General features: G+C 59.6%; 18 protein-coding genes. 9 read left to right on the top strand and 9 right to left on the bottom strand.

All coding sequences use genetic code 11. The features are described 5' to 3' along the window. Window positions 1-142 precede the first annotated feature (142 nt). Window positions 143-727, top strand: a complete 585-nt coding sequence (locus ACH2ED_RS13735; RefSeq protein WP_395092051.1) for a hypothetical protein — start codon at window positions 143-145, stop codon at window positions 725-727. Window positions 728-796: 69 nt separating this feature from the next. Here the strand turns inward: ACH2ED_RS13735 and ACH2ED_RS13730 are convergent, their stop codons facing one another. Further along, window positions 797-937, bottom strand: a complete 141-nt coding sequence (locus tag ACH2ED_RS13730) for a hypothetical protein (RefSeq protein WP_395092049.1) — start codon at window positions 935-937, stop codon at window positions 797-799. 353 nt (window positions 938-1,290) lie between these two features. Here ACH2ED_RS13730 and ACH2ED_RS13725 point away from each other — a divergent pair, with 353 nt between their 5' ends. Continuing rightward, window positions 1,291-2,643, top strand: coding sequence for a stalk domain-containing protein (locus tag ACH2ED_RS13725; protein WP_395092047.1), 1,353 nt, complete (start codon window positions 1,291-1,293; stop codon window positions 2,641-2,643). 260 nt (window positions 2,644-2,903) lie between these two features. Further along, window positions 2,904-5,126 (top strand): patatin-like phospholipase family protein, encoded by a 2,223-nt coding sequence (locus tag ACH2ED_RS13720; protein ID WP_395092044.1) that lies wholly within the window; start codon window positions 2,904-2,906, stop codon window positions 5,124-5,126. A 151-nt stretch (window positions 5,127-5,277) separates the two neighbouring features. Here ACH2ED_RS13720 and ACH2ED_RS13715 read toward each other — a convergent pair whose 3' ends face one another. Further along, a complete protein-coding gene (locus tag ACH2ED_RS13715; protein WP_309691165.1) occupies window positions 5,278-5,835 on the bottom strand; it encodes an HNH endonuclease in 558 nt (185 codons plus the stop codon). A 233-nt stretch (window positions 5,836-6,068) separates the two neighbouring features. On the opposite strand from ACH2ED_RS13715, the gene ACH2ED_RS13710 reads away from it, so the two are divergent. Next, a complete protein-coding gene (locus ACH2ED_RS13710) occupies window positions 6,069-7,817 on the top strand; it encodes a M3 family oligoendopeptidase (RefSeq protein ID WP_395092041.1) in 1,749 nt (582 codons plus the stop codon). Window positions 7,818-7,965: 148 nt separating this feature from the next. Here the strand turns inward: ACH2ED_RS13710 and ACH2ED_RS13705 are convergent, their stop codons facing one another. The 3 genes from ACH2ED_RS13705 to ACH2ED_RS13695 are packed head-to-tail and all read right to left on the bottom strand — an operon-like array spanning window position 7,966 to window position 10,496. Next, a complete protein-coding gene (locus ACH2ED_RS13705; RefSeq protein ID WP_395092038.1) occupies window positions 7,966-9,030 on the bottom strand; it encodes a M42 family metallopeptidase in 1,065 nt (354 codons plus the stop codon). 6 nt (window positions 9,031-9,036) lie between these two features. Continuing rightward, the gene (locus ACH2ED_RS13700) at window positions 9,037-9,735 is read right to left on the bottom strand and encodes an ABC transporter ATP-binding protein (protein ID WP_395092036.1); all 699 of its coding nucleotides are present in this window, start codon (window positions 9,733-9,735) and stop codon (window positions 9,037-9,039) included. After that, the gene (locus ACH2ED_RS13695) at window positions 9,732-10,496 is read right to left on the bottom strand and encodes an ABC transporter permease (protein ID WP_395092033.1); all 765 of its coding nucleotides are present in this window, start codon (window positions 10,494-10,496) and stop codon (window positions 9,732-9,734) included. The genes ACH2ED_RS13700 and ACH2ED_RS13695 overlap by 4 nt, the downstream gene beginning before the upstream one ends. A 94-nt stretch (window positions 10,497-10,590) precedes the next feature. Between ACH2ED_RS13695 and ACH2ED_RS13690 the strand changes: the two genes are divergently transcribed. Beyond that, a complete protein-coding gene (locus ACH2ED_RS13690; protein WP_395092031.1) occupies window positions 10,591-13,995 on the top strand; it encodes an FG-GAP-like repeat-containing protein in 3,405 nt (1,134 codons plus the stop codon). A gap of 16 nt (window positions 13,996-14,011) precedes the next feature. Here the strand turns inward: ACH2ED_RS13690 and ACH2ED_RS13685 are convergent, their stop codons facing one another. The 3 genes from ACH2ED_RS13685 to ACH2ED_RS13675 all read right to left on the bottom strand — a co-directional run bounded on the left by ACH2ED_RS13685 (window position 14,012) and on the right by ACH2ED_RS13675 (window position 18,124). Continuing rightward, entirely contained in the window at window positions 14,012-15,166 is a 1,155-nt protein-coding gene (locus tag ACH2ED_RS13685; protein WP_395092029.1) for a CsgG/HfaB family protein, read from the bottom strand. Window positions 15,167-15,190: 24 nt separating this feature from the next. Beyond that, window positions 15,191-17,428 carry a tetratricopeptide repeat protein gene (locus ACH2ED_RS13680; protein ID WP_395092026.1) on the bottom strand — a complete coding sequence of 746 codons (2,238 nt, stop codon included), beginning with the start codon at window positions 17,426-17,428 and terminating at the stop codon, window positions 15,191-15,193. A 195-nt stretch (window positions 17,429-17,623) separates the two neighbouring features. After that, complete coding sequence (locus ACH2ED_RS13675; protein WP_395092023.1) at window positions 17,624-18,124, bottom strand: hypothetical protein; 501 nt, start codon at window positions 18,122-18,124, stop codon at window positions 17,624-17,626. A 72-nt stretch (window positions 18,125-18,196) separates the two neighbouring features. Here ACH2ED_RS13675 and ligA point away from each other — a divergent pair, with 72 nt between their 5' ends. Then, on the top strand, window positions 18,197-20,245 hold the full coding sequence (gene ligA, locus ACH2ED_RS13670; protein WP_395092021.1) for an NAD-dependent DNA ligase LigA: 2,049 nt from the start codon (window positions 18,197-18,199) through the stop codon (window positions 20,243-20,245). Window positions 20,246-20,252: 7 nt separating this feature from the next. After that, entirely contained in the window at window positions 20,253-21,242 is a 990-nt protein-coding gene (locus ACH2ED_RS13665; RefSeq protein ID WP_395092018.1) for a glycosyltransferase family 2 protein, read from the top strand. Here ACH2ED_RS13665 and ACH2ED_RS13660 read toward each other — a convergent pair. Continuing rightward, complete coding sequence (locus ACH2ED_RS13660) at window positions 21,215-22,036, bottom strand: MBL fold metallo-hydrolase (protein ID WP_395092017.1); 822 nt, start codon at window positions 22,034-22,036, stop codon at window positions 21,215-21,217. The two genes, ACH2ED_RS13665 and ACH2ED_RS13660, sit on opposite strands and share 28 nt — an antisense overlap. Window positions 22,037-22,146: 110 nt before the next feature. On the opposite strand from ACH2ED_RS13660, the gene ACH2ED_RS13655 reads away from it, so the two are divergent. Together ACH2ED_RS13655 and ACH2ED_RS13650 are read left to right on the top strand one after the other, a co-directional pair. Then, the gene (locus ACH2ED_RS13655; protein ID WP_395092015.1) at window positions 22,147-23,445 is read left to right on the top strand and encodes a DUF58 domain-containing protein; all 1,299 of its coding nucleotides are present in this window, start codon (window positions 22,147-22,149) and stop codon (window positions 23,443-23,445) included. Beyond that, complete coding sequence (locus tag ACH2ED_RS13650) at window positions 23,442-25,463, top strand: transglutaminase domain-containing protein (protein WP_395092013.1); 2,022 nt, start codon at window positions 23,442-23,444, stop codon at window positions 25,461-25,463. The genes ACH2ED_RS13655 and ACH2ED_RS13650 overlap by 4 nt, the downstream gene beginning before the upstream one ends. Window positions 25,464-25,465: the final 2 nt, after the last annotated feature.

Raw genomic sequence — 25,465 nt, 5'->3', positions numbered from 1 at the left:
GGATCTTCTCGGGTAAGTCTGTCAAATTCCTCTCGGTTCATTCTTGGCTGGGAGTATACTGTAAGATAGGCACTCAGGCAAGACCTGAGCAGTTACACACGCCCTGCTTCTTCACATACAGACATTCGGGAAAGCTGTTAATGTGTGGCAAACCGGCGATTTTGAACGTAGCTGGGAGACCAGTTCACCAGAAGCGATGCGGTTTGCTCAGCACTTACTAGAACAAGCCAAGACAAGTATGGCACGCTTCGCCGCAAACTCTGTGGTAAGTGAGTTGCGATCCCAAGTGAATCTTCCAGGTAACGGAGGTGGAAACGCACGCACAGACCTCAGAGTTTGGCGCAAATTGCGTTCTTTTGGTTTTACGTCGCCCGAAGAAGCGGCACGGACGGCGTGCTTAAATACACTAAACACAATCCAGAAATCGCTTCGGTCGCAGTTCGTCACGCATTGCCGTCAGTCTCAAGCGGACAGTAGTTTCACGATTTTGCATCCCAAAATCAGCGAATTGCTTACCGAGTCAAGTGTGAGCCCGCTATTCATACCATCCGCCTATGACACTGATTTAGATGAATGGCTTCGCGCAACCGGGTCCCATAGCAATCTCTCGTCTCATAAGGCGATTTTGTCTAATCGCTGGGCAGGTAAAACTGACACGGAGCGCATCGCCGAACTCCGTACCCTTTCTGGGCGTTTGCGGGATGCCTTAACCAAGGCAGGACAGTAATCTACAATCAAGATAGTGATATAGTCTCAAAAGACGATGGCCCCGCCGGGGCGGGGCCACTTTAGAAACTTACTGAAATACCCCGCCCACATCGGTGAAGATGGGCAGGTAGTCGCGCCAGACGGCGTGGCGGGTGCCGGAGACGTACTTGTTCAGCGCGATGTAGGGGGTGTAGCGCGGACGGCGTGGCTGGCGCGTCCGCGAGTTCACGGGCCTGGACACCACCGCCGAGCTCCCCGCGCTCTCGCTCAGCCTCCCCCTTTCCGACATCTACCGCCGCGTGACGTTCGCGGAATAAAAGGCAACCAAAATGTAACGGCTCAGGTACAACATATAGACAATTCCCATCCTATTGACGCTACATGTGGTAGTTCTTGCCCATTCCCAGTGGCTCAGCAGCGCCATTTCAGCTTAGCGATGCTCTCACAATCAAGAGATTGACAAAATCAAGACGCTAGGGAGAGGGGACTTTATTTTTGATATACTTGTTACTGAGGCTCCTTATTAATAAACGGAGTTGCACCTTATGATTTCTTTAAGACCCGAAAGCAGGATTTTCTTTTATGATAGCAACTCCAACTGCAATAGTGCAGATAATCAATGTTACGGTAGATGGCGATGTGGTGCAGTTTATGGGGCAGCCCCCTATAGAGCAAGGTGGCATGGTTCTTGTTCCCCTACGTGGCGTCTTTGAGAAGCTGGGTGCTCAGGTCTTCTATGAGGGAGCGACCAAGACCATTCGAGCCGTTAAAGGCGCAACAGAGGTTTCGCTACGCCTAGGCTCCACCGAGGCCAAGGTCAACGGCCAGAGCCGGACGCTAGCTCTGCCCGCTCAGACCCAGCAGGGTACAACTCTGGTTCCGCTACGATTTGTCTCTGAGGCACTCGGGGCGCAGGTGAGCTGGCGTGGTGCGAGCAAGACAGTTGTGATCCTGACGACGGGCGGGCCACCTAGCCCCATGCCTGTCGTGGCTCAGGTGGAGGTGCAGTCCCTCACCCACGACTCTACCAAGCCCCTCCACGGTGGTGACAAGCTCAGTGTAACTCTGCTTGGAACACCGGGGTCTGTGGGGACATTTAGCATCTCCGGCGTAGAGAGTGCGCGCGATCTGCCGCTCCGTGAGACGAGCACGGGAACCTACATGGGCAGTTTTACCGTCCCAAACGGCACTCAGGTAAAGAATGCTCCCCTCTTTGCGATCCTCAAGAAAGCAACGCAGAGCTCGCCGATGATTCAGTCGTCGGGACCGGTAACCCTAGATGGCATTGGCCCTCAGCTCGGAACACTCTCCCCCCTCCCAGACTCCACGGCAGCATCCGCTAAGCTTTTGATCTATGGCACACTCTCCGATGTGGGAACTGGCATTGACAGCACATCGGTGCAGGTTCTCGTGAACGGAACCGATGTCACCGCAAAGGCAACCGTCACGGAGGCATTCTTCTCGTATAAACCCGATCCAGCGCTCCCTGCCGGAAAAACGACCGTTGCGGTGGTGGCACGAGACATGGCGGGAAACGAGACACACCGCGCCTGGAGCTTCCAGATAAGTGCAGCTGTCAAGGTAAACACTCCAGACCCTGCTCTCGTTGCGGTGGTGGCTCCACAGAAACCCACAATCTTGACTCCGATAGCAAATACTTCAGTAGGCAATAAGGTAGAGATCACGGGCAAGGCCACTCCAGGTGCGACAGTACGCTATCGCTTGATATTTGAGGGGGTGCTCCTTATCCTGCCTACAGATGGTATCGTCACCGAGGGGGAAGTAAAGACCGATGCAAAAGGGGTCTGGAAAGTGCCTGCGATTGCGCTCACCACACCTCTGGGCGTTTCCAAGCTGTCCTACACTCTCACTGTCGCAACCGTTGGTGCGGGCGATACCGTCTCTGAAGTAGCATCAGTGACCTTTAAAAAGTAGCTATTGGAGCGTCCCAACTGAGTGTTGAACCTTATGCTGTGCTGCCCCTACGGCACTCTAAGTGGCTGTGTAAGCGCCTTTTCCCGTCCACTTCTGTAGAAGTTGTTACCTCACGCACAGGCTCCTTGAGCCTAGGTGATGGATGGAAGTCCCTAGGCTTTCGTATGGCTATTATGCCAGGGTAGAACTCTGCCCGTAGGGACTAATTGCGTTGGAGAAACGTTGGCGATCCAGTCCAACGTCGAAAGGTTATTAACGTCATGTTTCGGTGGACTAATCTCTTGGGGGTTTGCTTGCTGCTCCTGCTCTCCAACCTCCCTCCTTCCCGAGCTCAGGCACCAGAGCGGCGGCGCACTGTTGGCTTGGCGTTAGGAGGAGGCAGTGCCTTAGGGATTGCCCACGCGGGCGTACTGCAGTGGTTGGAGGAACACCGGATTCCCGTAGACTATATCGCGGGCACCAGTATGGGGGGGTTAGTGGGGAGTGCCTATGCGACGGGAATGTCCGCGGAGGAGATCCGTAGCCTGTTGGAAGGGCAAGACTGGAGTTCCACACTCGCAGCGGGAAGTGGTTACACGAACCTCACTTACCGGCGCAAAGAAGACCTTCATGACTATCCCTCCGATATTCGGCTGAGTCTGAGCAAGGTGGGCCAGTCTGCGAGTGGAATCAATCCCGTTCCACGCGTTGCCCTGTTCCTTTCGCGGATCGGAGCACGCGCTGGCATCCTCAGCGACTTTGACCGTCTTCCCATTCCCTTTCGCTGTGTCGCAGTAGATCTGAGAAGTGGTGACACGGTGACGCTCTCTCGTGGAGATTTGGCGACGGCATTGCGCGCCACCATGGCACTTCCAGGATTGTTTCCTCCTGTGGATCGCGAGGGGCTCCTGCTAATTGATGGTGGGGTGGCAAACAATGTCCCCGCAGATGTCGCGCGTTCCATGGGGGCGGACACGGTCATTGCCGTCGACGTAGGAGATGGGTTTGCACGCCAGGAACAGTTCGGTGGTCTTATAGATATCCTAGGGCGAACCCTCAGCGTCCTGACGAACAAGTCGAACCAGAAAGGAATAGCGACTGCCGACCTTGTTCTTCACCCCGACTTAAAGCCCTACACTGTTTTGGACTGGATTGCAGCACCGGAGCTGATTAAGCGCGGGTGGGCGGTGGCTGAGGCGAACAAGGAGAAGCTGCTTCTGCTTGCACTGAGTGAGGAGCAGTGGCTGGCGCATTTGGCGGCACGTCGTGCTAGGCTTCCTAGCGGGATTTTTATCCCACGTTTCTTTGAGGTGACTGGTACTAGAAGCACACGCCAAGCCCGTGCGCTCCAGCACTATCTTACGCCACTCGCAGGTCACCCTTTAGACCCCGAGGCTCTGGAAAATGCTCTCTCCCTTGCCAGCGGCAACGGCTTCTTCGCCAGCCTGACGTATGTCCCCGTTCAGAAGAACGGAAGACTTGGCATTCGTGTTATCGCTCAGGATAATCCTAGTGCCCCCCCCTCTTTTGTTTTGGCACCAATTATCAGTAGCAACCAGCCGCGCACTGTGACAACCCGGCTAACAGGTCGCATCACGCTAAGTGACCAGGTTATCCGAAACAGCGAAACCCGGCTTGATTTCGGCGTGGGGAGTACGCAGTACTATGCAGCTGAGTATTTTCTCCCCTCCGCGGGGTTCTTGGCACTGAAGCGGGCACAGGTATTTGTCGCACCGCGCACCTACTACTACGATACCTCCCAATCTCTCTTCGTGCAGGGAACCCGTACTGCGGATTACCTGGTTCGCACCTCCTCAACAGGCATGGACTTTGGCTTTATTGAGGGACGCACCCGTGAGCTACGTTTTGGCTGGGAACAGGGCCATCAGGGAGCGAATGTTCTAGTTGGTGCGCTGGAGTCTCCCAATCTCACCGGGTCAACCCGACAGTTCCATGTCCGCTACACCTATGACGGTCAAGATGCCCCCGTCCTGCCACGGAATGGTCTGCGAGCAAGCGGTAATTTCGAACGGATCTATAGGGCACCTGGCGCTGCATCGTCGTACGACCGGATCGAGGTTACCTCCAGCTGGTTCACCCCCCGCTTAGCGAAAGACACTCTCTTTCTGGGGGCATCCGCAGGAACCATACTAGGCAACAGCTACTCCCCACTTTCCGAGTTTTCTCTCGGGGGCCTGATGCGGCTCAGTGCGTATGAACCGAGTGAGTTCGTGGGGCGCCGCTACTACTTTGCTTCAGCGGGCTACCTGCGACAGGTCGCCCCTGGAAACTTTCTATTTGGCGGACGTACCAGCCTGGGAACGTGGATTGAGCTGGGCGATACCAGCGGTAGCCAGGTGGTACGAGCTAGTAGTGCCTATCCTTTCTGCCTGTCCACAGGTCTCGTCGTTGAAACCGCTTTGGGGCCAGTGATCGCGGGAGCCAGTCTCGGCCACAGGGGAGAAACCCGAGCGTTTTTCTCCATTGGGCGGTTTCTGTATTAACCACATCTTGCCGTCAGAAAGGTAAAGAGATGAGTTGAACCAAATCGGGCAGTCGTGCTTTAGCCCTCCTGCCTTGTGCTGAATTGAATCCTCGACCGGCTCCTATTAAGGCAATGGCTTGATCACGAGATTTGAGACAGGAGGAAAAGCTTTACTGAAATACCCCGCCCACATCGCTGAAGATGGGCAGGTAATCGCGCCAGACGGCGTGGCGGGTGCCGGAGACGTACTTGTTCAGCGCGATGTAGGGCGTGTAGCGCGGACGGCGTGGCTGGCGCGTGAGCTTCATCCCGCACTTCTCCAGCGGCTTGTCGCCCTTGCGCGTGTTGCAGCGACGGCAACACGCCACTAGGTTCTCCCAGCTCATCGGGCCGCCGTTGTGCTTGGGAACGACGTGGTCAATCGTGAGCTCTTTGCTGACCTGGCCGCAGTACTGGCACGTGTAGTTGTCACGCGCGAAGATGCTACGCCGGGAAAGCTTCAGCTCCGGGAGAGGGCGACGGACATGCTGGCGCAGCTTGACGACCGAAGGGTGCGCGATACTCTGGCCCTCAGCGGTAAACCATGCCTCTGCCGTGCGCATGTCTTCCTCACCGTGCGTGTGCAAAATATCGGCCTTCCCTAGGTAGACCAGCACAATCGCCCGGCGGACGTTGCAGACATTCAGCGGCTCGTAATCGCTGTTTAAGACCAGAACCTCTTGACCCATTTCGGTAGACACTCCTCTCGTGAAACAAAAAAGCCCGCTTGCTCACGAAGAAGCAGGCGGGCTCAGAGACAGCAAGTGACCGGGCGCGTGTAGACCATGTGCCGATGCAGGCACAGGCCATCCACCCCCCGCTGTAGATGCCTCTCAAAGCCGACCCAATACTGCCGATAACGATACATGTAAGGGTATGATAACGCGAGACGATTAATCCGTCAAGGACAGATAAAAACGCCATGACCGCTATCCCTTCTTGGAACCTCACCGACCTGTTCCAGAGCCCGGACGATCCCCGGCTCCTGGACACACTTGCCCAGATCACCCGGGCCGCACAAGACTTCGCGGCGCACTACCAGGGCAAGATTGCCACCCTGAATGCCGCCGCGCTAGCCGAGGCACTGACAGCCTACGAGCGCCTGCTACAAGAAGGTAGCAAGCCCGCGACCTACGCGGGCCTTCGCTTCGCCGCCGACACCGCTCCCGAAAATGGAGCACTGGTTCAGAAGCTGCGTGAGAAGACCACCACGGCACTCCTGCCGGTTCTCTTCTTCCCTATCGAGCTGGCACGCCTCGATGGTAAACAACTGACGGAATTTGCTGCGACGCCCGAGCTGGCGAACTGGCAGCGCTACTTGCTCCAGGCCGCCCGCACCGCCCCGTTCATGCTATCGGAAGGGGAAGAGAGAGTTCTCGCACAGAAAGCGAACACGGGCAGCCGGGCCTGGGTACGGCTTTTTCAGGAGCTAACCTCCAGCCTGCGCTTCGCCTACGATGGCAAGAGCCTCAGTCTGTCGGAGATCTCTGTCCTCCAGTACGATCCCGACCGTGATGTGCGTCGCCACAGCACCGAAGTTCTCACGGAAGGCTTACGGCCCCATGCACGGACGTTGGCCTATATCTACAATACGCTCATCCAAGATAAAGCCGTTGAAGACACGCTCCGTGGCTACACGCACCCCGAGCAGGCACGGCATCTAAACAATGAACTGACAGCAGAGATCGTCGCCGCCGTCACCGACACCGCCGAAGCGGGCTACCCCCTGGTGGGCCGCTACTACCGCGCCAAACAAAAGCTACTAAGGCTAGACTCTCTAATGCACTACGACCGCTATGCCCCACTCCGCAGCGACGAACCCACGGTCCCTTTCGCAGCGGCGCGCGACGAGATTCTCACCGCGTTTGAGAGTTTCGAGGGAGGCTATGCTGCCGCCGGGCGCGCCTTCTTCGAGGAGGGCTGGATTGATGCCGCACCGCGCCCGGGCAAGCAAGGTGGTGCCTTCTGCTCCTACATTACCCCGGACCTGCATCCCTACATCTTCCAGAGCTACCTGAACCGTGCCACGGATAAGAACACCCTGGCGCACGAGCTCGGCCACGGTATCCACTCGTTTCTCTCCCGGGGCCAGAGCTACCTGAATTTTCACGGCACGCTACCCATGGCCGAAGTTGCCTCAACCTTCGCGGAGCTACTGGTCTTCGAGCAGGAGCAAGCACAGGTCACAGGGGAAGCGCGGCGCGCACTCTTTGGGCGGGTTCTGGAGGACTCTTTCTCCACAATTCACCGCCAGACCGCGATGTATCGGTTTGAGCAAGCCGTCCACGCAGAGCGTAAGCAAGGCGAGCTCTCCGTGGAGCGTCTCAGCGCACTCTGGCAAGAAAAAGTCAGTGCGATGTTTGCGGGTGCGGTAACCCTCGGTGAGGATCATGCGCTCTGGTGGAGCTACATCCCTCACTTTATCGGCACCCCGTTCTATGTCTATGCGTATAGCTTCGGGAAGATGCTGGCACTCGCCCTCTACTTCCGCTACCGCCGAGAAGGTGCCCCGTTTGCCCAAAAGTACGTTGCCCTGCTCTCGCGGGGCGGCTCGCAGTTCCCAGCGGAGCTCGTGGCCCCGCTTGGGGTGGATTTAAAGGATCCTCACTTCTGGCAAGGTGCCCTGGATATTCTGGAGGACTGGGTGACGGAGTTTGAGGCCCCCCGCTAGATTTACCTGATTTACACGGTGCTATGCAGTGCGGCACGGGGCTTGCAATTTCCCACAGTGCACGAGAAACACCTTAATATTGCCCGGCACGGCGAAAGCGCGTTGTCCGGGCATTTTTTTTGCGTTCCGCCCCCTGAACGGAGCGAGCCTAAGGTGCCCAGATTTCGTCGGGGGTGAGCGAGGCGCAAACCCGTGCAAGAAGCTCCGCACAGGCATCGGCATCCGCGAGCGAGATGATCTCACAGGGCGTGTGCATGTAGCGCAGCGGCACCTCCACCAGCCCGGTACAGACTCCCGCGAGCGCGATCTGCATGGCATTGGCATCCGTACCCGTTCCGCCTGGAGTTGCCTGTAGCTGCACAGGAATGGCAGCAGTCTGCGCCACTTCCACGATCCGATCCGCGAGCTTGCGGTTGGCATTGGCACCGCGAAGTACCCCCGGACCGCCCCCGAGCTTCATCGGGCTTACTTTGCGCTTGTCCATTGAGGGAAAGTCGGTTGCGAAGGTCACATCCACCGCGATTCCAATGTCGGGATTGACACCGTGGGTGGCCGCGTGCGCTCCTCGGAGGCCGATCTCTTCCTGCACCGTCGCAACGGCAAAGACCGCCGCTTGTGGGTTGAGCGCTTTCACACGCCGCAGCGCCTCCGCGACAACCCAGGCTCCCACGCGGTTATCCATTGCGCGGCCCGCCACGCGATCGCCCAATAAAGGCTGCCAGCCATCGGCATAGACCGTCGGGTCCCCGATCTGCACACCGGCATCGAGCGCCTCTTGTTTGTTCGTGACGCCCAGATCAATCCAGAGGTCTTCGAGCTCGATCTTCTTGCCACGCTCATCTGCTGTGAGCAGATGAACAGGCTTCTTACCAATAACACCGTGCACGGGTCCCTTGCGGGTCTGCACCACCACGCGCTGGCCCACGATATTCACGTTATCATGACCACCGATCGTCCTAAAATAGCAAAAGCCCTCATCGTTGATGTAGTGAATGAGAAACCCGATCTCATCAATGTGGCCTGCCAACATCACGCGCGGGCTGCCCGTGGGATTCACGACAGCGATTACGCTCCCGAGGGGATCTGTAGTCACTTCATCTGCAAAGGCGGAGACATAGTCACGAAAATTCTTCGCATTGGGTTCCTCAAACCCGGAGGGTGAGGCGGTTGTAATCATTCGTTCAAGAAATGCAAGCGCATTATCAGTAATCATCGCGAGCTATTCTACCCCAAGCGCTTCCAAAATTGTATGGATCGCCGCCACAACCTCAGGGTGCGTGACATCGCGTGGGCGGGGCGCTTTTAGCACCAATTCCTGCTGAATAGTCGCCGGGCGCTCCGAGAGTACCAGAATACGGTCGGCGAGCTGGGCGGCTTCCTCAATATCATGGGTCACGAGAATGGTCGTGCAGGGGCGCTCCGCCAGTAATCGGGCGAGCTCGGCACGCAGCTTCAGGCGAGTGAGATAGTCCAGCGCGGAGAACGGCTCATCTAGCAACAGTACATCCGTCTCCCCGGCCAGAGAACGGGCAAGCTCGGCACGCTGGCGCATGCCTCCGGAGAGCTGGCGCGGGAAGTACTGCGCAAACTCCGCCAGCCCCACCAGAGTGAGCAGCTCCGTCACCCGTGCCTCGCGCTGGCTTGTGGGCAGCTCGCGCACGCCCAGCGCAATATTTCTCCGAACCGTCAGCCAGGGAAGCAAGCCATCGGCCTGGTAGACCATACGCGTCTTCCCGCCCCGCTGGATCCCCCCCTCGCTTGGAGGGAGTGCTCCCGAGAAGAGATTGAGCAGGGTGGTCTTTCCCGCCCCGCTGGGCCCGACAATCGCGACAAACTCCCCTTTTGCCACACGGAGCGAGACTCCCGAGAGAACTTCGGTTGCATCGTAGCGCAAGGTGACATTCTCAAGCTCGATCATCGCTCGTAGCCCCAGCGCACGGCGGGCAGGCGGCCCAGTAACCCGAGCAGCCGATCCGTCAGGATCCCGAGGGTGCCGATGGCTATAATCCCCACAATGGCTAAGTCAAGCATCTGGCCATTGCGTGCATCGTGGATCAGAAAGCCCAGCCCGCCCTCGCGCGAGACCATCTCCGCCGCGACAATCACCACCCAGGCCAGCCCCGCCGTCACGCGCAGTGTTGTAAAAACCTGTGGCAAGATCGCGGGCAGCGTGATCGCAAACGCACTGAGGCCGTAGTCGCGGCCCACGCGAAAATAGATCTGCGGCACGGCAAGAGTCGCCGCCATTGTCCCCAGCACGAGCGGCGGAAAAGTCGCGCCAAAGACTAAAAAAATCACGGGCGGATTCCCCAGGCCAAACCAGAGAATGGCGAAGGGAATCCAGCTTAAGGGCGAGACAGCACGCAGAAAGTTTACCACCGGCAGCAGCGCCTCCCGTAGCGGTGCCACGCGTCCCAGCGCCACGCCCAGTGGCAAACCTAGAAAGGCTGCCAGTCCGTACGCGACGACCACGCGCCAGAGCGAGGTCCAGGTTTCTTTCAGTAGCTCCCCGGAGGAGACACTCCTCATAAATGTCTTCCCCACCTCCAGAGGCGTCGGAAACGTCTCGCCGCCGGGTAGCCTGCGCGTGAGGGCCGCCAGCAGAAAATACAGCGCCCCCGCCGTCACCACGGGGAGGACAACCGCGCGCAGACGGGCTGTTGGGGAGGAGTTTTGCATGCCGGGAAAGTATATCGCCCCCAGCCCACCTGGCCGACGCCTCGCCGCCCGAAGGCAGGGAGGATTTTCTCTCTCCGAAGCCGTATACCCAAGTGTGAAGCGATCTTATCTCAGTATCCTTTCTCTCTGTGCCCTGATCCTGGCTCTCTCTGCCCTGCTTATCGGCACCGGCTGCCCGGGTGGCGGCTCCAGCGATCCCAGCGCGGCGATCTCCCCGTTTTATGTGGGCACGCTCGCGCTCCAGACCGGTGAGAAGAACCATCCGATTCCGAGCCTGGAGAAGGCGCTGAAGCTCGCGCCCGACGAGCCCGCTATCGCGGCCAATCTCGCGCTGGCCTACATCCGCAACAATGAGTACCCTAAAGCGGTCGAGCCTCTGGCGCAGGCCAAGAAAGGTGCGCCGGACGACCCGGGGATCGCGGCCATTGAGGGCCTACTACTCGAAAAACAGGGTAAGTTCGCGGAGGCGATTGTCGCCTACCAGAGGGCGGTGGACAAAAACCCGCGCGATGTCAAGACGCTTTATCTGATTGCCGAGCTAGCACTGCGCCAGGGTGGCCCCGAGAGTGAAGCGGCGCACCGAAAAGCCCTGGAGACCCTTCTTGCCGCCGCGCCCAATAACCTTGTGACACAGCTTCTCCTGGCGCAGGCACTTGCCAGGACGGGCGATGCTCCGGGCGTGGCCCGCCTTCTGGCGCTGTTCGAGCTGCGCAAGAGCCGCTGGACCCCGGAGACTCAGGCGCGCCTTACCCAGCTTAAGGCTTTGACGGGCAGGAACCAGGCTATTGCGCTTATCAAACTGGCAAATCTTCTAGGGCGCACCCGTGACTACTTCACCGGTGTCTTCGATCTGCACAACTTCCAGGTCGCTCCCGGTGATCCCCTCCAGCGTTTTCTCAAGCTTGCCAATCCGCCTGCCACTCCTGCTAAGCCCGATACAGGACTTAGCTACGGCGCTCCGACGAGCTCTCCTGGGACGCTCGCTCTAGCCCTGAGTGCCGAGAGCAAGCCCGTTTTGTTTCCGCTGCCCGCCGGAGCCACGGCGGTGGTCGCTTTCGATTTCGACACCATGCGGGGGAACTTCGAGGGGGAGGAGAAAGTGGGAGCAAAGCACCTCACCGACGACCAGCGCGACTTTCGCGTCGAGCTCGCCGCCGCCGGGCCGGGCGGGCTCAAGCTCTACGAAGACGGTAAACCACTGGCGACCAAGCTTCCGCTGGGCCCCTGTACGGGAGTCTGGGCAGTGGATATCGAGACCGACGGTGATCTTGATCTGATCGTCTCGCCGCCATCCGGCAAGCCCTACGTCTTACAAAACAATGGCGACCGGACATTCACTGTTACGCCGCCCAAGTTCGAGGGGGTCGCCTGCTCGATCCGCGCCTTTGCCTGGGCGGACTTCGACGGCGATGGCGACACCGACCCGGCGTTTATAGATGCCAACGGTAAGCTGGTGCGCTACACCAACGAGCGCTCGGGTTCGTTTGTGCTTGCCAAGAATCCCGAAGTCAGCGGTCTTGTCGCGCTGGCCGTGGCCGAAACAAACGGCGACACGGTTCTGGACTTGCTCGCTCTGACCAAAGACGGGCAAGTTGTTGCCTTTGCTGAGGGCAAGCAGACCACGCTGCTCAGCGCGAAGCTCACCGATGGCCAGGCGCTCTTCACCGCAGATTTTGATAACAACGGCGCGACAGATATTCTGATTGCGGGCAAGAACGAGAGTGAGATCTGGCTCAGCGACGGCCCGGGGAAGTTCGCCAAGGAGCCTCTCCCCATCCCGCTCAGTGTCACCAGTATCGCGGATCTCAATGGCGATGGCCTGCTCGATCTGGTGGGAACGGTGGCAGGTAAACCCGTTCAAAGCCTGGCGTCCGGGAAAGCGGGCTATGGCTACCTAACCATCAGTCTCAAGGCCAAGCAGCCCGACAACCCCGCCGATAAGATCAATAACTTCTGTGTGGGTGGCGCGTTTGAAGCTCGGGCGGGGCTACTCTACCAGAAAGTTGCCGTCACCGGCCCGCAGATGCATATCGGACTGGGAACGTACGAAAAACCCGAGGTCGTTCGGATGATCTGGCCTAGCGGACGGGCGCAGAGTGAGTTCGCGGAGAAGCTCGTTGCAGGCAAGCCACTTATCGCGGATCAGGCGCTGGGCGGCTCGTGTCCGTTTCTGTTTACCTGGAACGGCAAGGAGTTTGTCTTTGTGACGGACTGCATCTGGCGCTCGCCCCTCGGGCTGAAGATCAACGCGCAGGACACGGCGGGTGCGACCCAGACCGAGGACTGGGTGAAGGTGCGCGGCGAGCAGCTTGCGCCGAAAAATGGCTTCTACGAGCTCTCGATCACCGCCGAGCTCAACGAGACACACTACTTCGACCACCTCTCGCTAGTGACGGTGGACCATCCCGAGAACACCGAGATATTTATTGATGAGCGCTTCAACCCGACCCAGCTGCCGCTGCTGAAAATCATTCCGACGGGCCCGACGCGGCCTTTTGAAGAAGTGCTCGGCTGGAAGGGTCAGGACGTAAGCGAGGTGGTGGCCGAGCGCGACACGCGCTATCTGGATGACTTTGGGCGCGGCAAGTACCAGGGAATCGCGGGCGACCACTGGGTGGAGCTGGTGCTGCCCGAGAGTGCGCCGCGCGGCAAGCCGCTGTACTTAATCGCCCACGGCTGGCTGCACCCCACTAACACGTCGCTCAATGTCGCCATGAGCCAGGACAAGACTCAGGGGCCACCACAGGGGCTCTCACTCTGGACACCCGATAGCAAAAACAACAAAAACAAAGAGAACAACAAAGACGGCTGGGCCAAGCGCCGCGAGGCTCTGGGCTTTCCGGCGGGAAAACTCAAGACCATTGTGCTACGCATTGACGATGTCTTTGCGGCCTCGGCACCGGGTACGCCCCGTCGAATGCGCCTTCGGACGAACTTGGAAATCTACTGGGATCAGCTCCAGTGGGCTGAAGCCCACCCCGATAGCATCCTAAAAACACAGCGCCTGAGCGCTCAAGAGGCGACCCTGCGCTACCGGGGGTTCTCGGAAGTCAAAGCCGTGGATGCCTCGTCGCCGGAGCTGCCCACCTCCTACGCGAATCTCGCCGGACTCGCTCCGCGGTGGCGCGATCTCACGGGCTATGTGACGCGCTTTGGCGATGTCAAGCCACTGCTGAGCCGTGTGGATGATCGGTACGCCATTCTCAACGCGGGGGACGAGCTTTTCTTCCGGTTCCCTGCAAAGACCGCGCCCCAGACGGGATGGAAGCGTGACTACGTCGTGATCAGTGATGGTTGGGAGAAAGACGGCAATATCAACACGACATTTGGAAAAACAGTCGGCCCCTACCCGCTCCATGCTCTCAAAGACTATCCGAGAAGCTACGAGCAGCTAGAGGCCGATCCGGCCTTCAAAAAACATCCAGATGACTTTGCCATCTACCACACCCGCTTGATCACCACGGAGGCTTTCGAGAACGCCTATCTACCACCCCGCTAAACCGAACACGTGTCGGCTATCTTTTCTTCTTGACCGGAGGAGCGACTTTTGCGGGGCGACGCACAAAGCGTACGACATCGCCTATCTTAAACTCAGTCCCCTCAGTTGGGACGGCAACAGAGAACGACTGCAACGGGGGTACGGACTTGATCCGGCACTGCCCCACGTGTTGTTCGTCGCGCCCCAGAAGCTTGCCGCTCACCGGATCGCGAACCTCCTCGCCTAGCCGAAAGACCTCTAAAACATCGTCAGGCTCCAGGCCGGTCCGGGCACCTTCCGTCAAAAAGAGCGAGAGGTTCTCCCCCTCACCACTCACCCGAGCGACCCGTGCTTCCCAGGGTGAACTATCAGTCTGCTGACAGATTTTCACCACCGCGTTGCGGATTGCAAGTCGCACTGCCTGACCAAGCGGGTTCTCATCCACTTTGGTTGTGCCAAAGTTAGTGACATCTTTTATGGTCAGGTTTAAGAATGATTTCGAGGAGGTCACCCGTCCCTCCGCCTGGTAAGCCGCCACGACCTCCCCCGTAACACTCTCGGTGAGGCGTATGTCTAAGCGCACAATGGCTTCTGTCTTTGCCCGACCTCCCTCAAACGGGCTAGGCGGTAGTCCACCCTGCCCCCCCCCGCCAAGTGCCTGCGCGGAGCTACGGAAAGAAAGGGTCGTGATCGCTCCCCGTACCTGAGTTCGGGAAGGAGGGGGCAGAAGCTGTGCCGCCGGTGGTGCGGCGGCGGCGGCGGCTGCCGCCGCTAGCGCTGCTGCCTGCGGGTCAACAGGGGGGGGATTCCCCGTAGGAGGAGGAAGATTCCCTCCAGGTACGGCACCGGGAAGCAGCTCTGCCGCAGAGGCTTCCAGCACGACAAAGCGCCCGGTCTGGAAGAGTTCCGTGATGAGCACCTCCGTCAGCCCCGCACCGAACTCACTAGGCAGATCAAGCGGTTTCTCCTGAGTTGCCCCCGAAGGCAGCGGGATCTGAATACTGGCCTTCGTGACTTTAATATCTATCCCCATCACCACCACGGGTTTTTTGGGGCCAACGTAAGGGGCTAGCTTCGTCAGAGGATTCGGAGGGCCCGTTTGCTTGTCGTCGCCCCAAACCCCGGTCAACACCCCAACTGTGAGACTGCCAACAAGCAGACCACAGCGCATGCTCCGTACAAGTTTATGCATATCGTTTATTCTCCTCGACGAGTTTTATCGCCGTGTCCCTAGTCCAAGCAGGACAACCGTCTCCGGCTTGCTCCCTGGCCAGAAGCTACGGTCAGGCACGACCAAAGTGAAAGTTAACTCCTGATCACTACGCAGGCGCATCCCCCCCTGGAGGGCATAGCGCCGAATTATGGGACACTTATCCTGCCCAACAGCGGGCCCTGTACCCCCTCCCTGAGAAAAAATCAGGGGACGCGCTCCATCCACCCGAGTCTCGACACCGAATCGCAGGACATCAGTGGGGTTCCAGTCCACCCGAATATTCCCCTGCCAGGGCGAGACATTGGAGAGAGGGAGACGCGTCGCCGCCTCACCCTCTGTCTCACCACTGGTCTCCGCCAGGGTTCCCCGTGCTTCCTGCCAGCGTACAAAGCTGCTCAAACGAACCCCTTTTTTCAGTGCAAGGGCAGCACTTGTCTCCAAGCCACTGGACCGGGTGCGCTTCCACGCAACAAGATCCAGCGAGGGCTCAATACGCGGATCGCCCGATACCGTCCCCACATTGCGCAGCTCACGGTGAAACGCCGTGGTCTCCCAGGTCAGGCCGTGCTTGTCGTCCTGGCGCAGTCCGATCTCGTAGGCAACCCCTTGTCCACTGGGGCCGTAGTAGAGTGTTCGCGCACCCAGCCGGTTGCCCGTCGCATCCATCCCCTGGAAATTGCTATCAGCATCCAGCACGCGCGATGAGTCTCCGGGCTGGAAGACCGCCGCTGTCGAGCCGACCTGCGGGGTCACGGAGACGCGCAGTGTCTGTCCTGCTCGGGTGGGGTAGGCCCAGTCCGCGTAGGGTAGAAACGCGCCGGAGTAGGAAGGCGTTGTGACGCCTACCGCGCGCGTGCGCTTCTTGCTCGAAAAGAGCAACCCGGGTGCTCCCGCCTGACTTCCAAAGACCGGTCCAAATGTCAGTGTCCGCCCCAAAACGGGGTAGCGCAGCAGCGCGTGTGTGGTCCACAAGCTCGTGGTGCCCGCAGAAAAGACCTGATCAAAAGGCTGGTTGGGTGCGAAGAATCCCGCGCCCGCCAGGTCCGATCCCGGCGGTGGCGTCCCCTGAGTTCGCTGGTTCTGGAGCCACGATCCCCCCACCTGCAAAGAGAGCTGGGGGGTTAGTCCGCGTAGCCACTGTGCCTCACCGCTGAGCTGCTTGTCGTTGAGAGGGCTGTAGCGTGCCCCGGATGTCTGAGAGCGCAAATCGGTGTCACTCTGTCGCCAGCGTCCCATCACGTGCAGCTTTGATGTCGGGGAAAAGCGTGTGTTGTGCAGCAGATCCACCTTGGTCTGCCCCCGCCCGGTACGCCCCGTTAGCCCCAAGGCGAGACCACGGGTATCCTGCTGCTCGCGCCGCATGGCACTGAGCAGCGAGTCACTTTTCTCCGTCATCTTTCCCACGACCAGCCGGGCCTGGTTCAAGCGCTGATCGGCTTTCGTATCTCCCTCGACACTACCCACATCTCGAAGAATCTGGAAGTTCCCCCCGATCCCTGCCTTAAACCCTTGGCCACTGAGTTGCTGCCAGTTATCACGCCCTCCCCCGCCGACACTGGGCTGCAGATGCCCGGAATCAAAGCGGAAGGCGTTTGCGACAAACCCATTCTGCGCGAGTGCCTGGAGATAGTCGCGCTCTGCCTCTAAGAACTTACCTTGCTGCTCATGCACCTGAGTACGAACAAAGGTTGCGTAGCCATGGCCCGGCTCAAGCTCCAGTGCCCGGCGAATGTACTCCTCCGCCTGTCGTGTGTTCCGTCGCCGCAGGCTGGCCTCCGCGAGCGTGGCGTAGAGATTGGCATTTCGCGCACCATAGACCAGCGCGACACGCCCGATCTCGTCGGCTTTGCCCGGCTGCTGTTTCGCCAGCCAGACCAGGGCGCTATTGGCCCAGGGTGCCCCCCACTCAGGCTGGAGTCCTGCGGCTTTATCCAGAACTTCCATCGCCTCTTGTGTCTTGCCCTGAAGCAGCAAGACCGCTCCAAGGTTGTTCCATGCCGATGCCTCGCCAGACTCCAGGCTGAAGTGGACACGCAGCTGCCCTAGCTCCGTAGGTAGTGTCTCTGTCGAGGCAGCGAACGGCTTCCCGGCACTCTGTTGTGCCATTTGCCGCAGTGCCAGTTCGGCTCCAGGAAGGTCTCCCTTTGCCGCAAGCAGTAGCCCTTCCAGAAGCGACTCAGGCTTTGGCATCGGTACCACAAGAGCAGGAGCGACCATCGGTATGACAAGAAATGTGAACATCAAGATTATCCTTAAATTCGGGAGCGATTCCTGAAAAGATACTACCAGAATGTTTTCCCGTATGGGGATTTTAACACAATGTTTTGTTGATACAAGCAGTGCTGCTCAAAAATGTCTCTCATTCTCCTCAGAGCGCTCTTCCTCGCGCTGACGGGCTATGGCGGCAACAAAATGACGGCAACCAAACGCGATAGCTTAGAGCAAAATATAGAGTCCTTGCCCGGCACGCGCGGCGGCTTGGAGCATTGTCAGCACGGGGTCAATCACATCGGCCTTCTGGCGATGCTCCGCCCGGAGCCGCTCTAAAATCACGACACTCTCCGCGACATAGCCTGCGGACTGAAAGTAGCCCTCGGGAACCCCGAGCGAGCCGCCACCTACAAAGACACGGCCCTCGGGGTAGAGATCCATGAGTGCAAAGCGGCACTTCTGCGCACTACTGCCCAGTCCGGTATTTGCCGTCGGGTCGTAGAACGCCGTCAGCGCCAGCGCCGCTCGCCGCACAACCCCCTCGTTCTCCGGTTCCTGACGCCAGCTCAGCTCCAGTGCTGTCCCCGTCTCAGGATCACGCAGCCGTGCCCGATGATCGTTGATAAAGCTCTCCAGTGCTGCGTCCGCCTGCCGATCCAGTAGCGGAGCCAGCTCACGCCGAAACGCGCCCTCATCGAAAACAAACGCCCGGTGAAGATTGCTCATAGCGAATTCTATCCCATCATCCGGCGACTTGGAGTTCCGCCTCGCCTCTTCCCCACAGAGTATAATCCCACCATGAGTTTTGCTACTCCCGCCGAACACGCCGCGTGGCTACGAACCGAGCTTGCCCGCCACAATATTTTGTACTACATCCACGACTCGCCCGAGGTCAGCGATGCGCAGTACGATAAGCTCTACCACGAGCTGGTAAAGCTTGAGACTGAGAACCCCAAGTTCATCACCCCTGACTCCCCGACGCAGCGGGTCGGGGCGATTCCCGCCAGTGCGTTTGGTTCAGTGACACATAAAAAACCGATGCTCTCGCTAGGCAATGCCTTCTCCGAGGACGGACTACATGAGTTCGACACTCGTGCCAAGCGGCACTTAGGGCTTGCAGAAGACACGGACGAGAAAATTACGTACCTGTGCGAGCTCAAGCTGGATGGGCTTTCCGTCTCGCTCACCTACGAGAACGGCGTCTTTGTGCGCGGTGCAACCCGAGGCGATGGCACAACCGGCGAGGAGATCACGCAAAACCTCAAGACCATTCCCTCGATTCCGTTACGGCTTGTTGGGGAAAATCTTCCGGCACTGATCGAGATTCGTGGCGAGGCTTTCTTAACCCACAGCGAGTTCGCCCGCATCAATGGCGAGCGTGAGGCCAGCGGCGAGGCGACCTTTGCCAACCCACGCAACGCCGCCGCCGGGAGCCTGCGCCAGTTGGATCACCGCGTGACAGCCTCACGCAAACTCAAGGTCTGGTTCTATGCCGTCGGGGAGGCATCCGGCTGGGAGCCTGAGAGCCAGCTCGGGTGGCTGGAACAGCTCAAGGCGTGGGGGCTGCCGACCAACCCGGAGCGCCAGCTCTGCGTGGATATCAATGAAGTCGTGGCGACCGTGGCGGCGTGGTCCCAGAAGAAGAACACCCTCGATTATGACACGGATGGAGTCGTGGTCAAAGTGAATGACTTCACGCTCCAGCGTGAGCTAGGCCAGGTGAGCCGCGCCCCGCGCTGGGCGATTGCCTATAAATATCCCGCGTTACAGGTCGAGACCGTCGTGGAGGAAATTCTCGTGCAGGTGGGCCGCACCGGTGCCATCACGCCCCTGGCACGCCTGACTCCCGTCTCCGTGGCCGGGGTTATCGTGAGCCGCGCGACCCTGCACAACCAAGATGAAATTGACCGAAAAGATGTGCGGGTCGGCGATACTGTGGTGATTCAGCGGGCGGGCGAGGTGATTCCCGAAGTCGTACAAGTAGTGACAAGCAAGCGCCCCGAAAACACTCTACCGTTTAAATTGCCCGCCGTTTGCCCGTCGTGCGGCACCCCAACCCTTCGAGCGGAGGGCGAGGCGGTCACACGCTGCCCCAACACCCAGAGCTGCCCGGCGCAGCTCCAGACCCGCTTAGAGTACTTCGTCAGCCGCAACGCCCTCAACATAGACGGTCTCGGAGGCGAGAGATTAGCACAATTTATCGAAGCAAAACTGGTCACCGATGCCGCCGATCTGTTCACGCTCACCAAAGAGCAGATCTTGCCTCTGGAGCGCATGGGCGAGAAACTGGCCGCGAATTTAATTGCCGCGCTGGCGGCGGCTAAAAATACGACATTGGCGCGCCTCTTGGTGGCTGTGGGCATTCGGCACGTGGGCGAAGGCGGCGCCTCCCGGCTGGCGCAGGGCTTTGGAACACTGGAGAAGCTCCGTGAAGCCACCGTCGAGCAGCTCGCCCAAGTCCCCGATGTCGGCCTGACCACGGCCCAGAGTGTCTTTGACTGGCTAGCCAGCAACACGGCGTTTCTAGACAAGCTGATCGCAGTCGGTGTGGTCGCGCAAGGCGATGATGCCGCGCCCCTCTCGGATCACTTCGTAGGCAAGAGTTTCGTCTTCACCGGAGGACTCACCCTCTTCACCCGCGAGGACGCCGAAGCGCTCGTGAAACGCCTTGGCGGGCGGGCGACGGGCAGTGTCAGCAAGCAGACCAGCTATGTTGTCGCCGGGCCGGGTGCGGGTAGCAAGCTCGCCAAGGCGGAGCAGCTCGGCATCACGGTGCTCACTGAAGACGAGTTTGCGGCGCTGCTCCCCCCCTCTGCCCCCGCTTCGCGGGAGGGAGAAGCCGTATAATAGTCGTATGGCTCTCATCTCCCTTGTCTTCCCGATCTTCAACGAGGAAGCGGTGCTCCCCGTGCTTATTGCACGGCTGGAGGCGCTCCTGCCGACACTGGAGCTTAACGGCGATCAGATAGAAGTGCTCTTTATCAACGATGGCTCCCGTGATGGCTCGCTCGGACAGCTTCGGGAGCTGGCACAGACACGCTCCTGGGTGCGGGTGCTCTCGTTCTCGCGCAACTTTGGACACCAGGTGGCGGTGACAGCGGGGATGCACCATGCACAGGGCGCTGCCGTGGTGCTGCTAGATGCGGATCTTCAAGACCCCCCCGAGCTGCTCCCTGAGATGATCCGACTCTGGCGCGACGAGGGCTGGGAGGTGGTCTATGGCAAGCGCCGCAGCCGTGAGGGAGAGACCGCCTTCAAGCTCCTGACCGCCGCGATTTTCTATAAAACACTCCAGCGCCTCACCAGTGTGGCCATCCCCGAGAACACTGGGGATTTTAGGCTCATGGACAGAAAAGTCGTGGATGCTCTCAACACGATGGGCGAGCAACATAGATTTCTGCGGGGAATGGCTGCCTGGGTGGGGTTTAAACAATACGCGCTGGAGTACGACCGTCCGGCCCGTGCGGCTGGGGAAACCAAGTACCCGTTTCGTAAGATGTTCAAGCTCGCAATGGACGCAGTCACAGGTTTTTCCTACGCCCCTCTCAGGCTCTCCCGTGATTTAGGGATATTTATCGCCCTCGCGGCAATTGTGTATGGTGTCGTCCAGGCCGTGCGCTACGCGATCGCCCCCAATAGCTTTGAGCCTGGCTGGACCAGCATTATCGTCGTGCTCTCTCTGCTCTCAGGGGTACAGCTTGTCACCCTAGGGCTCATCGGGGAGTACATCGGGCGCATCTACGATGAAGTAAAGGGCCGTCCGCTCTATCTCCTCTCGGAAAAACTCGGCTTCCGTGACGAAGATCCGAGTCTGAGTCAGAGCACGAATTCCAAGCCGTCGTAGGCGACCGAGATCCCGTGGGGTTCGCAGCGCTCTTCCATTTCCTCGTGCAGGAGCAGGCCCGTGTGGCAGATGTGGGTTAAGTAGACCGGTGCGCCAGGTGCCAGTCGGAGCTTGTTCTTGAAAGCGATGCACTCCTCAAGGCTTAAGTGGCCGTCGTAGGGATTGGCCGAGATACCTTTACCACACTCGATAATGGCACCGTCCAGGGAAACGCCCTCCAGAAACTCCCAGGTGGGGGGGGCGTACCAGCCCGTGTCCGAGGCGTAGAGCAGATATCTCGCATTCTCGGCCTGCCCCTCACGAAAGAGATAGTTCAGGCACAGCTCATCGGTTTTATGGTGCGCCGTGAGGGGTGTCACAAAAAGATGCCCGATCGGCACTTCCTGAAACGGAGTCAGCGGACGGCAGCGCAGTGGTGGCTCCTCAAAGAAAGACTCCAGCTGTGCCTGAAGTTTGGTCAGCGCATAGTCTGTCGCCCAGACCTGAAGCGGCTGCTCCCGATCCGGCGCGAAGTTGCAGGAGAGATACTGGAGCTCACGCACGGCGAAATGATCATCGTGGGTATGAGTGAAGAGCAAGTGCTCAATTGCCGTCAGATCACGCTCCGGGTACTTGTGCACCTGTGCCAGCGCATCAGGACAGAGATCCACACGAAGGGTCTCATCCAGTAAGATGCCCGAGCGCAACCGCAGGTTCTTCCCCCCACGGCGAAGCGCTTCTTGATTGATAGGAGTCCGACTAAACAGTGCGGGAAACCCTTCTGCTGCTCCGGATCCTAGAAAAAAAACTCTCACCCAACCACTCCCACTTTGGATTATAACCTCAAGACATTTTCCTAGCAGTAGTATCGGTAAGATTGTCTATAAATTCTCACCCTCTCTAACACAGGTACAATAGCCAGTAGATGACGATTCGTGAGATCATGGTGGGCTACCCGGCCTCCAAGGACATCAACCTCCACCCCTACTACCAGGGGCGGGCGGGGCAGTGGGTCTGGCGTTTCTATCACTTTCGATTCACTCGGGCAGGGCGCTGGTTTCTGGGGCTGACGGGCACGATTTTTTTTGTGATCGCTCTTTTCTGGAGCTTGGACACACAGACTGTGCCCTTGGCACTCTATGCCTCAGGGCTCTGGTGTCTCTCCCTGGTGGCTTTTTTACCACTTGGTGTCCAGACCCAGGTGCGTCATGCGGAGCGGATCACCGCCGGTGAGACTCTCATGGCCGAGGTCACCGTGACCAACTCCGGGCGGCTACCGCTAGTGGATCTGACACTCCAGGGCTGGGGGCTCCCGCTGCAAGTGGAGGCACTCCCCGAAGAGGGAGTGCCCGTGGGCAACTTGCAGCCCGGAGAGAGCCGCCAGGTTGCGTTTCCGCTGCACTGTCGAGACCGAGGTGCTTTTATTTTGGGAGGCTACCGGCTCCTCAGTGACTTTCCCTTTGGGCTTCTCCAGGCCTATCGGATTCAGCGCCAGCCCAGCCGCCTGATTGTCCACCCCAGCTTCCGCCCCCTGACCCGCTTCACGCTACCCCGTGGGCGACGGTTCCAGCCTGGGGGGATCGCGATGGCGTCCCAGGTGGGCGACTCCTTTGAGTACCTAGGCAACCGGGAGTGGCGCGACGGCGACAACCCGCGCGATATTGACTGGCGCTCCACCGCGCGGCTTGCCGGAGCGGCGGGTGCAGCGCTGGTGGTGCGCGAGTGGCGCGAGGAGTACTTTCTGCGAGTCGGCGTGGTGCTTGATACCCACGTTCCCGCGCGAGGCTCCACTCTTGCCCGACAGGCGGCTCTGGAGCGTGCGGTCTCTCTCTGTGCTGCTGTCAGCGATGCACTAGCGCGCGAGGACTATATCGTGGATGTATTTGCAGCGGGGCCGATGGTCTATCATCTCACCGCGGGCCGCAGCCTGGCGTACCGGGAGCAGATCTTAGATATTCTAGCCTGCGTCGAAGGTAGCTCCGAGGAGCCGCTCGCGGGTATTGCCCCGCGCCTCCATGAGCAACTAGACCGCCTGACCACGGTCGTCTGCATTGTCCTAGACTGGGACGAACGCCGTCGCCACTTTGTCGAGAACCTTCGCCAGCGCGGCGTCGGGGTGAAAGTGCTCTGGGTCTCCGAGGCGGAAGATGCCCCGCCCACGGACGGGGACATGCAGGTTCTTCCTCCTAGCGCCTTTTCCCAAGGAGGAGTGGACACGCTATGAAGCCGTCCTCCCCTCCACTTCCTATCCCCGTCGCGCTTTTTGCGCTGGTCTGCTTACTTGCACTTTTTCTCACGTCCGGCGGTACCCTCTGGCTCGCCGCGGCTCTGGGGGTGCTGGTGCTGGCCTCGTATGTCCTGAACCTGCGGCTTCCGACGGCCTGGCTCCCGAGCCTCCTGTTTGGAGGGATCTTGCTTGCCCTGGCGATCCTTAGTACGCCACAGGATGGCCCCGGCTCCCCTTCGACCGTCATTCCCCCGCGCCCCATCTTTCTCTTTGGCCAGGCAGCAGCAATCCTGATGACGCTGCAGTTCTACCGCCCTACCCCCAAAGACCCCACACGCCCTCGCCTTTTCACTCTCCTGGGCGGCGTGCTGCTTCTCATCGCCGCCAGTAGTACTTTTGAGGAAGGTCGTCTGGGGCAGCTCATCCCTATTCTGGTTGTGCTGCTTGGGATCTCACTACGGACACTGCGGGGCAGGCTGACACCCCATCGCCTGACTTTTGTCGTACTGGGCAGTGCGCTTCTGGGCTCTCTGGGCGTGGGCTGGCTGAGTGTCAAGGGGATTCGCGACAACCGGGAAAAGATCACGGAGTGGGGCAATCGCCTCATGAGCGAGCACCCTCCCCTGGAGCAGCTCGGCATGTCCCAGCAGCCCACTCTGGGCAACACGTTTGGTGCACGCGGCTCAAACGCCCGTGTGCTCCGCCTGGAAGGGGCGCTACGTTCCCCGCACCTGCGTGGCGCTGCCTTCGATACCTACAGCGAGAACCGCTGGGGGCCTCCGCTCAACAGCCGTACCTACGACTCTATTGAAGCGCCCCAGCTCAACCTGCCACTCCCCCTTGGCATGACTTCCCACTCGGTCTCGGCCACCCGCCTGCAAAGTGGTAACCCCGTGGTATTTTTCCCCCTGGAGACTTTCAGCCTGGAGCTGGGTGATGTAGAACAGACAGGGTGGGCACGGGATGACAGCGGCCCTATACGGGTGCGTGCGGCGCAGCCCTACACCTACGCTTACCGGGAAAGCACAGAGGGGGCGCAGGGGCTCATGGCGCTTCCCGGGCTCCGCAGCGCGGCAGAGAAAGAGCGCTATCTCCAGCTCCCGGAAAACCTCCCGAAACTGCTGGTTCCCCTGGCAAAGAAAATCACGAAAGACGCCGCCACGCCCGCCCAGAAAGTTGATGCCGTCACGCGCTACTTGCTGAAGAACTATCCCTACAGCCTGACCTTCGATGCGGGGTTTCTCTTTCCCAAGGATGCTAGCAACAACATGCAGCGTTTTGTGGAGGGAAAGCGCTCGGATTTCATCGCCCGCTTCCTGCTCTCCGAGCCAAAGGCAGGGGCACACTGTGAGTTTTTCGCCTCGGGAGCAGCGCTCCTGCTGCGCTGCGTGGGAGTGCCGACGCGTTATGTCACGGGCTACTTTGCTCATGAGCAAGAAGGGCCCGACACGCTGCTCGTCCGGCAGCGCGATGCCCACGCCTGGTGCGAGGCCTGGGTGGAGGGCAAGGGCTGGATAACGGTCGAGGCCACTCCCCCGACAGGCTGGCCGGAGCAGAACAAGACCCCGCTGGAGCCCTGGCGCCGTGCCTGGGAGTGGCTAGAAGACCGCTGGCTCGGGCTACTGAGCTGGCTGGCGGAGGCTGAGCCCACTCAGCTCGCCCTGGCACTCCTGCTGCCGTTTGGGGCAATCGGCCTGGGAGCACTCTGGCAGTACCGCAAGCGCCCGTCTCGTGTTGTTCTCACAATAACAACGCTCGCGCCACCGCCCGAGCTGGCCACACTCGCTAAGCGCTTCGAGGCCGCTCTGCACAAGAACAACCTGCCCCCCGCGCCGTCCCAGCCCTGGTCGGAGCAGCTTGCCGCCCTCCCCGAAGCCGCCCAGCCCGCCGCCCGTCAGTTTGTCATACTCTACCAGAAAGCACGCTTCGGGGGGGAAAGTGCCAACAGAAATACCCTGGAGCAAGCCCTTCAAACCATCGAAGAGGCACTGACGAAGCACCACGCATCGCGCTGAGC

Origin of the sequence: Armatimonas sp. (assembly GCF_043757465.1) — a bacterium.
Classification (GTDB): domain Bacteria; phylum Armatimonadota; class Armatimonadia; order Armatimonadales; family Armatimonadaceae; genus Armatimonas.
The sequence above is the reverse complement of the archived record's forward strand: the minus strand, read 5'-3'. Positions and strand labels throughout refer to the sequence as shown.